Annotated in this window: 8 protein-coding genes and 1 pseudogene; 7 read left to right on the forward strand and 2 right to left on the reverse strand. The window is 46.7% G+C overall.

Translation table 11 applies throughout. The features are described 5' to 3' along the window. The 3 genes and pseudogenes from RMO35_RS03055 to RMO35_RS03065 form a co-directional block, all read left to right on the forward strand. Nucleotides 1–280, forward strand: a pseudogene (locus RMO35_RS03055) (lipopolysaccharide biosynthesis protein); the annotation flags it as partial. Nucleotides 281–659: 379 nt separating this feature from the next. After that, a complete protein-coding gene (locus tag RMO35_RS03060; protein WP_309738470.1) occupies nt 660–2621 on the forward strand; it encodes a hypothetical protein in 1962 nt (653 codons plus the stop codon). Between the two features lie 26 nt (nt 2622–2647). Further along, entirely contained in the window at nt 2648–3850 is a 1203-nt protein-coding gene (locus tag RMO35_RS03065) for a glycosyltransferase family 2 protein (protein ID WP_309738471.1), read from the forward strand. A gap of 25 nt (nt 3851–3875) precedes the next feature. Here the strand turns inward: RMO35_RS03065 and RMO35_RS03070 are convergent, their stop codons facing one another. After that, nucleotides 3876–4700: a phosphodiester glycosidase family protein gene (locus RMO35_RS03070; RefSeq protein ID WP_309738472.1), complete on the reverse strand. Its 825-nt coding sequence runs from the start codon at nt 4698–4700 to the stop codon at nt 3876–3878. 157 nt (nt 4701–4857) lie between these two features. Here RMO35_RS03070 and RMO35_RS03075 point away from each other — a divergent pair, with 157 nt between their 5' ends. From RMO35_RS03075 to RMO35_RS03090, 4 genes are all read left to right on the forward strand, one after another. Next, on the forward strand, nt 4858–5448 hold the full coding sequence (locus RMO35_RS03075) for a hypothetical protein (RefSeq protein ID WP_309738473.1): 591 nt from the start codon (nt 4858–4860) through the stop codon (nt 5446–5448). A gap of 125 nt (nt 5449–5573) precedes the next feature. Beyond that, nucleotides 5574–6932: an FADH(2)-oxidizing methylenetetrahydrofolate--tRNA-(uracil(54)-C(5))-methyltransferase TrmFO gene (gene trmFO / locus RMO35_RS03080; RefSeq protein ID WP_309738474.1), complete on the forward strand. Its 1359-nt coding sequence runs from the start codon at nt 5574–5576 to the stop codon at nt 6930–6932. A gap of 72 nt (nt 6933–7004) precedes the next feature. Next, nucleotides 7005–7343, forward strand: a complete 339-nt coding sequence (locus tag RMO35_RS03085; RefSeq protein ID WP_309738476.1) for a hypothetical protein — start codon at nt 7005–7007, stop codon at nt 7341–7343. A 167-nt stretch (nt 7344–7510) separates the two neighbouring features. Continuing rightward, nucleotides 7511–8770 (forward strand): glutamate carboxypeptidase, encoded by a 1260-nt coding sequence (locus RMO35_RS03090; RefSeq protein WP_309738477.1) that lies wholly within the window; start codon nt 7511–7513, stop codon nt 8768–8770. Nucleotides 8771–8779: 9 nt separating this feature from the next. Here the strand turns inward: RMO35_RS03090 and RMO35_RS03095 are convergent. Then, nucleotides 8780–9810: anion permease (locus RMO35_RS03095; RefSeq protein WP_309738479.1), on the reverse strand; the 1031-nt coding region annotated here is incomplete at its 5' end.

A 9810-nucleotide genomic window follows, 5' to 3' on the forward strand; every position in this document is an offset into this window, starting at 1 on the left:
CGATGCTACCAGCGTGCTAGCCGCCAAAGCAAAGCTGCAAATGTCCCATGTTGATATCCTCGGATTGGTAGTCAACGGCGCGATCGCAGGTAATGAAACTGAAGATTATTTTGCTTCGGCTCGCGATTACTTCAGTGACGAATCAGAAGCTGAAGTGCCTTGGAATGATTATATGACTCAACTGGGAGAAACGATCGCCGACAGGTCTAGACAGGACACAAAATTCACAGATATGAACGGAGTGTCAACGATGTTAAATGGAGTTAGTAATCGAAACTAATCGACTTAGAGGGTGTTTGAAAAGGCTTTTCGGTGTGAATCGGAGATCTAAATCCCCCAACCCCCTTAAAAAGCGGATGCAATCACGCGGAGGTTTCCTCCGCAGGTGTTGCACCAAGCAGGGGGATTTAGGAGGATTTACCCACCATAAACGAAGCAATTAGACTTTTCAAACATCCTTTTAGACTCGTAACATCTTGAAAGCAGCAGGCGATCGCTTGCCGCTTTTGTTATAAAGTTATCAATTTTAGATAAGTATCGAGCGATTAATGTCAACGATCTCGATCGCATTAAATTAATTGAGAATTGGCTAGTCAATGTGGGCGATCGAGTTAAGATAATTAGCCGATCTCAAAAATAATCTTTCCACTTATAATCAGATGGGTTTTCGCTTGAGATGTGAAAGCCTCGATCGCTTGCCGATCGTTTCGGATGGTAGATTGTTACTCGATCTAGTTAGCGATCGCTTTGATACTTTTCTCGATCGAGCGAACCGAGGAGCGGCTGCCAAGTCGCGACGATCGCTAATCAATAGGTATTTATTAATGAATGTAAAACACGGACAATTCTATACTAAAGAGCGTCCAGTTGGAGATGTAGCTATTCCTAGAGTTGTAGCCTTTGCATTACTCGCTGCAATTGTCTGGATCGCAAATTTTTGGTACTCAGCTAGTTTTGGATTGTATGAAGATGACTGGGTGAGGATTCCGACAATTATCGGACTGAGTTGGGAGCAAATATTTCATAAGATTGTATTTGATACTGGCTTTCAGGGTCGGCCATTTCATGATGGTTTGATTTTCTTGTTCTCATTTTTGGGGATTAAGCTAGGTGGATTGCCATCTGCGTATGCGATCGGTTTTGCGATCGTGACAATTAATGCGTGGTTATTCTACTTGTTACTAGAGAAACTATATGGCGATCCGATCTTTACTTGGACTGGCTCGCTGGCATTTTGTTTATTTCCGGCTGATACAACTAGAGATTATTTAACTCATTCACTCGGAATTCAACCATCGTTAGCTTTTTTACTGATTGCTTTTCACTGCTATTTATCTAGATTTAAAAAATTATCTTATTTAATTGTCTTTTTGTGCTTGGTTTCTTACGAGCCATTGGTAACAGTCTTCTTTGTTGCGCCATTATTTAATCGTAAATGGGATGCCAAATTACCAAGAGAATTAGTCAAGCATAGTTTAGTCCTAATTGCGGTTATTGTCAGTGCGGGGATCTTACGAAAGTTGGTTGGAGAAAATCAAATTTCCAACTTCACACCCCAATCAGTAATGCTCCTAGTTTTAAATCCGATCTTCGGTTCGATTACTAGTCTGGCGATGTTAATCTATCGACCGATCGAAACCTTATTGAAACTAAATGGCGAACTATTATTATTTTGCATCCCCGCTGGCTTAATTTTCAGCTCCTTGCTATTTAGCTTCAAAATCAAGCCACTAGCTCAAGTCTTCAGCTTACGGACATTCGATCGATCTAAAAGATTTGCCAAACTTCCGAGCATCTTGAAGCCTTACGCCAAACCCCTGCTTACTGGGGCGAGTGCGTTGGTATTAGCTTATCCGCTGGCAATGACGACCTTTGGCTTTGCGATGAGTGGGAGAACGGCGCGAGTGCATGTCGCAGCAATTGTCGGCACGTCAATTTTGGCTGCTTGCCTGTGTTCTGTCATCTTAAACGTCGCCAATAAACACGGTCGCAAGCGGTTGGCGATCTTCGGATTAGCCGGAATGTTCGCGCTATTAGTAGGATTTGGACTGAGAGTTCAGCAAGATTATCAGTTGATGTGGCAGCATCAAAGAGGCTTTTGGACGGACGTGGTGCGGCTGTGCCCCGATGTGACCGAAGGAACGGTGATTTTTGTCGAGCCGACTGGATTGCGCGATACCCGCCAACCAATCCCCTTTCGCGAGCCTAGAGGTGTCTCCGATCCCAAACAGATCAAAGGAATCGAATGGGAACTACCGCACGTCATGGCGCATATTTACCAGTTTCCAACTCAGTGGGAATGGCAGCCCCAATTGTACCGACTGCAATCGAATTGGCGATCGAAAATTGCCGCCGAGCGCGATTTATTACATGTCAGTGCGGCAATTGACTGGATTACCGAGCCAGAAATGAAACGCGAAGTTGCTAGTACTAATGTTATTTTCTTAGAAACTACCAATGGTCGATTGACTCGCCGTACCAAGCCATTAGTTATTGGCGATCGCCAATTTGCATTAAAGCAACTATCATTATCGGAACTACCGCAATTTGAAAAAAAATATCTGTATAATTATCTCATTCAGAAGCCTAATGAACAGCCGATTGACTACTTAATTAAATAGATCGCATCTACACGGTTAAAATTTTTATGATTCCAGCTAGTCCCTTACTGCCCAACCCTACTGGTTCATTACTGATACCAGCCCAACCGTCTGGAGTCAATCTACAGCAAAAATTACCAAAATTCTCACTGATAATTCCGACGTATAATGAGAGTCAGAATATCGCAGAGATAGTCGGTATTTTAACTAAGATACTCGATCGGCAAATCCCCACAGATTACGAACTGATCGTAGTAGATGATGATAGTCCCGATCGCACCTGGGAATTAGCTAGTAAATTGATTCCCGATTATCCCCAATTACGCGTCATTCGCCGCGAAACTGAGCGAGGGCTGTCAACGGCAGTCATCAGGGGTTGGCAAGCCGCTCAGGGCGAAGTACTCGGCGTGATCGATGCCGATTTGCAACACCCACCAGAAATCATCCTACAGCTCTGGGGCGAGATCGAAAAAGGTGCAGAGCTAGCGGTAGCCAGCCGCAACGTCGAAGGCGGCGGCGTCAGCGAATGGAGCATCGTCCGTCGCTTCTTGTCGCGCGGTGCCCAGATGTTGGGCTTAGCAATCTTACCAGAAGTCATCGGTCGGCTCACCGATCCGATGAGCGGCTTTTTTATGGTGCGCCGCAGTGCGATCGCGAGTAAACTGCTGAGTCCGGTTGGGTATAAAATCTTAATTGAAGTTGCAGCGAGGGGACAAATTCGCTGGATTGCCGAGACAGGCTATGTGTTTCGCGAACGGGTTGCGGGTGCGAGTAAAGTTACCTGGAAACAGTACATCGAGTATCTCCAGCATTTAATTACGCTAAGGTTTTCTTTATGGCCTGTGACACGCTTTCTCCGATTTGGAATCGTCGGTTTTAGCGGTGTTTTTGTCGATTTGGGCGTATTTTATCTACTCAGAACTGTTTTAGAGATTGGTTTGACTCGGAGTGCAATCTTCTCATCTGAAATCGCGATTATTAATAACTTCTTGTGGAACGACCTATGGACTTTTGGCGATGTCTCTAGCAAACAAATCGGAAATCGTAAACGATTGCGGCGATTTCTCAAGTTTAATTTAGTTTGTTTAGCAGGTGTAATTCTCAATGTCCTAATTGTGAATATCTTATTTAATATCGTTCATCTCAATGAATATCTAGCCAAACTCATCGCGATCGCGATGATAACCTTCTTAAACTTTTGGTTGAATTCAAAACTTAGCTGGCGAGTCACAGATACCGAAAAAGAGTAAAAACAGCCCAGGTGTATGCGGTAATTTAGGGTAAGTAGAACCCGAGCTGATTGGCAACCGGACGTTCATTCATGGGAACTTTTGCATGAATGGGTGCATTTAATACCGTGGCTCCATTGCCAGTATCGACGACTAGCGTTGTCGAGCCGCCACCATCTAAATTGATGGCTGTATCTACGCCTAATTTTGCCATGAGTTGTGATAGCTCTACTTTGGTGACACCCTCACTATAAAGTGGTTGCTTCCCATCGATAACAATCAACCATAATTTAGTACCCGATCGATCGATTCCAACCGCAACACGCGGATAAGGTTTCTGCTCGTCGTCTGCAAATTTCCCCACTGTTGTTCGACCGTTACTTACCAATAATTCGCGACCTGCAACAGCATTCAACGTCCCGTTAGGGCAGCGACCGCGATCGATAATCCTAGCAGTATTGTTCTGAGAAATACACAAAACTGGCCATTTTTCTAATGGTGGCGTATGGCGATCGCCATTAGAAATAGTTTCACCATTCGGTACGGTACGATCGCCAGATCGCGGGTAATAATCCCACGGTGTTCGATCGTAAAATGGGGAGAAATAACTAGCATTAATCGCTAACTTGGTCTTAAATTCTCGAATGAAAGCCGAAGTAGTTCGCGAATTTTGTGGCGATTGGGGCGTTACTAATAATCTCAGTCCCGCAGTTTGGAGATCGATCTTCACGATATGTATCATCACCGGACGCGGTTGCGATCTTGCCTGACGTTGATACTCAATCCCTGTAAATAGCGAGCGCGATGTCGCCGTGCGCTGCGGTCGCAAGAAATACGATCGACCATAAGCGATCGGCGGTAATAGTAACAAAACTATCGTAGCTAATAAAAATTGACGTCGCATGTCGGAAAATATTAATTAAAATCGTTCGATCTTATTGCCACTACTGGGAGATTTATGTAATTCTAATATAATTGGGTCGATCTAAACTTTGCTATCCCGATAATTGAGAGAGGTTAGTCCAGTCTTGAAAAAGCTAAAATTTTTAGGCATGTTAGCTGCAACGGGAGGCTTGACGATCGGGTCGTTACAGGCAGCTACTCAGAACATTTTTGGTGTTTTAGGTCGAACTCCAGAAGACCCAAAATGGTACTTGACTATCGGTTTATTTAGCTGTTTCTTAGTTTCTACGATGGCATTGGCGATCGGGCTGTTGACTAGCAAAGAATCGATTGTCTCAAAGCTCTCGATTTTTAGCTCAGCCGCGATTTCATGCGTGTGGTTAGGGTTTTATTATGGTGGCATCATTGGGAATAAAACGCCACAAGTCGCGATCGCGATTGCCATCATTGGATTGTCGCTCGTGGTACTAATGGGTTGGTACCGACAACCAAAATTGACGCTAATGGCGATCGTCCTGATGGGAGTAGTTACAGCATACGGGTTGAGTTTTCTATGTTCGGTAGTCGCAGTCTCTTTTTTAAGCACTGCTCGGTTACTAGAGGCAAGTATTTGGCTAATTTTTTTCGCAGTGGCACTTGCAACAACGATCTTTTTTCTCAATTTCCTGATTCGAGAATTAGCCGATTATCGCTCGGCTTTAGGCTTTAGGCTTTAGGGTAAAGGAAACACCCAGTCCCCTAGTCCCCCAGTCCCCCAGTCCCCCTCTCCTCAAGCCCGATCTATTCCTCCCAAGCCCAGGCGGCTTATAATAGAGCAGCAGACTTCAAGATCTTAGCTAATATGCGCGTTCAGGTGATTGGTGGTGGTTTAGCAGGTACCGAAGCAGCTTGGCAGATCGCCCAGGCTGGCGTCCCCGTGACTCTATATGAGATGCGTCCCCACACATTGAGTCCCGCGCATCATAGCGAAGAACTCGCCGAACTGGTCTGTAGTAACTCCTTCGGTGCCCAATCGACCGATCGCGCCGCCGGATTATTGCACGAAGAACTCCGTCGCTTGGGTTCGGTAATTATCAATAAAGCCGACCATCATGCCGTCCCCGCCGGGGGCGCATTAGCAGTAGATCGCGGTAAATTTAGCCACGATCTGACCGAAACCCTAGCCAATCATCCCCTCGTCGAATTTCGCCGCGATACCGTACCCGAAATCCCCCGCGATGGCATCGTCGTATTAGCCACTGGGCCATTGACAGCACCCGCACTCGCCGAAGATATTCAAAAATTGGCGGGAATGGAATACCTCAACTTTTTTGATGCCGCCAGTCCGATTATCGTGGGTGATTCGATCGATAAAAACATTGCCTTCTTCGCATCTCGCTACGACAAAGGCGAAGCCGCCTACCTCAATTGTCCGATGAATAAGGAGCAATACCTCCACTTTCGCCAAGAGCTGTGTAATGCCGAGCAAGCCGAATTAAAGGATTTCGATCGCGAAACTGCGAAATTCTTTGAAGCGTGCCTCCCGATCGAAGAATTAGCCCAACGCGGCGAGGAAACGATGCGTTATGGCCCTCTAAAACCCGTCGGACTATTCGATGGTCGTCGCGGCGATTTCAAAGCTCCTGAGAACCAAATTCACCGCCCCTACGCCGTCATTCAACTTCGCCAGGAAGATAAAGCCGGACAACTGTGGAATATGGTCGGTTTCCAGACTAATTTGAAATGGGGCGAACAAAAGCGGATTTTCTCACTGATTCCCGGCTTGGAGAATGCCGAATTCGTCCGCTTGGGCGTGATGCACCGCAATACCTTTATCAACTCACCAAAATTACTCTCATCCTCCCTCCAATTCCACAGCCGTAATACCCTCCTCGCCGCCGGACAAATCATCGGTACCGAGGGTTATACCGCCGCTGCTGCTGGCGGCTGGCTAGCAGGCACGAATGCCGCCCGCTTGGCACTAGGCAAAGAACCGATCGTGATGCCGAATGTCACGATGATGGGTTCCCTATTTGATTTCATCAGCACCGCCGAACCGAAATATTTCCAGCCAATGCCCCCGAATTTTGGCATCTTCCAAGAGCTACCAACCAAAATCAAGAACAAGCAAGAACGCTACGGTGCATATCGCGATCGATCCCTCAGTGCGATCGATGCTTTAATTGCCGAGCATTTAGCCCCGAAATATGCTTATAGTTAACTTTAAAGAATTTGTCTGGAAAGTGTCGATCGCCTGTTGTTTGATAAATAAAATATTGCCAAACAGATATTTATGAAACAACTTACCGCGATCGGACTGGCGATGACCTTGTTGGTTGGAAATGTTAATGTCGATACCGTTCAGGCTAGCTGCTATAGCTATAACGGTTCTCGACAAGAACAAATTAAATTGCAGGATAAACAAACTGGCTATCTCAGGGTGTGGGCGACTAAAAGTTTAGAAGGTCGAATGGTGGGAAAACTCAGACATGGTGAGGTCATCAGGACGCTAAAATTTGTTGAAGATCCAGTCTGTGGCGGAGCTGTCTACATCAAGTTCCGCAATAACAAAGGTCAAACCGCATACGGCTGGGTCTTTAGTGATGTATTGGTAGCATCGATCGAGGACTGATAAAGCTGCTCTAACTGTGAACTTGGCATATTTAGATATTTTCATCCCAATCGATATTCTTGAGGGGCGATCGAATTTCATCGATCGTCTTATTAATAATTCAGCCAATCCTAGCTTAGGGTTGCGATCGCGTGGTATCACATTACCAATTTGGGAATGAATTGACAATGAAAATCAAGATGTCTGCTGTCATTGGGGTGCTGCTTTGCTTTATTTTGACACTTTTACTAATTCTAGGACAGGCAGAATTAGGCGTAGCAAAACCCGATCCGGCAATTTACGATCGGGCACAGCGATCGCCCAGCGGCTTCTTGACAACATTAGCAAAACTCGTCAATATCGACTCAGGAACGGGCGATCTTCAGGGCTTAACTAAAGTTGAAAATCTAGTCATCGAGCAACTTAAATCGGTAACTACAGATATTAAAACCTTCACCGCCAAACCTAGTGCGGGTAGAAATATTATTGCCACCATTAAAGGTACTGGTAAAGGTAAAATCCTGTTACTCGCCCATACCGATACTGTTTTCAAGCAAGGTACCGCCGCCAAAAATCCCTTCAAAATTGCCAACGGCAAAGCCATTGGGCCAGGAGTGATGGATGATAAAGGCAGTATCTTATTAGGTGTCGAAGCACTGAGAATTTTGAAACAGACAAATTTCAAGAACTTCGATACGATTACTTTTTTGATTAATCCTGATGAAGAAAAAGGATCGATCGGTTCGCGGGAATTAATCAAAGCAACTGCTAAAAAACATGATGTGGCGCTCGTCTTAGAATTTGGTTCGCCTCAAGATAAAGTCACCTCCTGGCGCAAAGGCATCGGCTATTACGGACTAGAAGTAACCGGGCGCAAAGCTCACGCTGGAGCCGAGCCAGAAAAAGGCTGCAATGCTCTCCTTGAAGCCGCTCACCAAACATTACAACTAAGCAAACTCGACAATCCTCAGAAAAAAACGACAGTTAATTTTACAGTGCTGCATACGGGTGACAATGCGCGGAATACGATTCCCGATGCCGCCAAAGTTGAGGCAGATGTGAGGGTATTGGAAGCTCCAGAGTACGATCGCCTGACCAGAGAATTTACCCGCTCATCTCAAAATAAACTGTTGCCCTGTGCCCAAATTAAAGTCATCGCCGAACGCGGACGTCCCCCATTTCCTGCCAATCCCGGCACCGACGCCCTCGTCAAAAAAGCGCAAGCCATCTATCAAACCATCGGTCTCAAATTGGGCGTAGAAGGTAGCGGCGGCGGTACGGATGGCAATTATGCCGCTGCTGTCGGTACCACCACCCTCGATGCCCTCGGACTCGTCGGCGGTGGGGCACATACCGAAGCTGAATATATCGATATCGATCGCATCGCCCCGAGAGTATACTTATTGACCAAGCTCATCATGGATCTGGGAGCTTCCGCCCGATCTTAAACTCCCGCTTTAAGTAAAAAAGTAGCGTAGCCCGGTAAATATACCCGCACTGAGGAGCGTCGCGATCGGAATTGTGACAATCCACGCGAGCGCGATCGATTTGAGCGTATCGAGGCTGAGCGATCGCCAATTTTTGACGGCACCTACGCCCACCACAGCACCCACTAGAGCGTGGGAAGTCGAGACGGGTAGCCCTTGACTCGAAGCAATCAAAATCGTGGCGGCGGTGGCGAGTTCGGCGGCAAATCCGCTACTCGGTTCGAGCTTGATAATTCCTTCGCCGATGGTGGCGATGACTTGTTTGCCCCAAATAGCCAAACCCGTGACAATTCCCACGCCACCGAGTACCAGCACCCACAAGGGGATTTCCAAACTCGATTGGGGGACGGTACCAGTATTTTGAATATATAAGATGGTGGCTAACGGCGCGATCGCATTACCGACATCATTGGAGCCGTGGGCGAATGCCACACAGCAAGCACTGAGTAATTGAAATCTTGCTAGTTGTCGCTCGATAACGGCGGGGATTTCGGATGAGGCGGCAATCTGCTCCGCTCTGAGTCGCCGCCAACCTACTAACGTAATCGCCAGCGCCGCCATTCCCCCCAAACCCAGGGAAAGATCGTGGCGGGGGACAGCGGGTAAAAAGTCTGAGGGTAAAGTTTCCACAACAGTCGGTAAGACGATTACGCCAAATACCGCCACCAAAATCAGCGATAACCAGGGAATCCAAGTATCGAGTTGAATCAGTGGTTGCTCTTGCTCCAGAATCGATCGTTTAATCAGTAAATAAAAGCCCGCAGCCACCGTCCCGCTAACTAGTGGCGTAACTACCCATGCTAGTGAAATCGTCCCCAGCGACGACCATTCTACCGCGCTCGTGCCAGCAGCAACCCAACTAAATCCGGCGATCGCGCCGACTACGGCATGAGAAGAAGCAACTGGCAAATTTTTGGCAGTTGCAATTTGCAGCCACAATCCACAACTAATTAACACAGCCACCATACCCAGTAGTAATGTTTGCGGTTGACTGACAAATA

This window comes from Chamaesiphon sp. OTE_20_metabat_361 (assembly GCF_031364565.1).

Coding starts and splice junctions, on each gene's coding strand:
- RMO35_RS03060 (WP_309738470.1), top strand. CDS start 660: ATGGGTTTTCGCTTGAGATGTGAAAGCCTCGATCGCTTGCCGATCGTT.
- RMO35_RS03065 (WP_309738471.1), top strand. CDS start 2,648: ATGATTCCAGCTAGTCCCTTACTGCCCAACCCTACTGGTTCATTACTG.
- trmFO (WP_309738474.1), top strand. CDS start 5,574: ATGCGCGTTCAGGTGATTGGTGGTGGTTTAGCAGGTACCGAAGCAGCT.
- RMO35_RS03085 (WP_309738476.1), top strand. CDS start 7,005: ATGAAACAACTTACCGCGATCGGACTGGCGATGACCTTGTTGGTTGGA.
- RMO35_RS03090 (WP_309738477.1), top strand. CDS start 7,511: ATGAAAATCAAGATGTCTGCTGTCATTGGGGTGCTGCTTTGCTTTATT.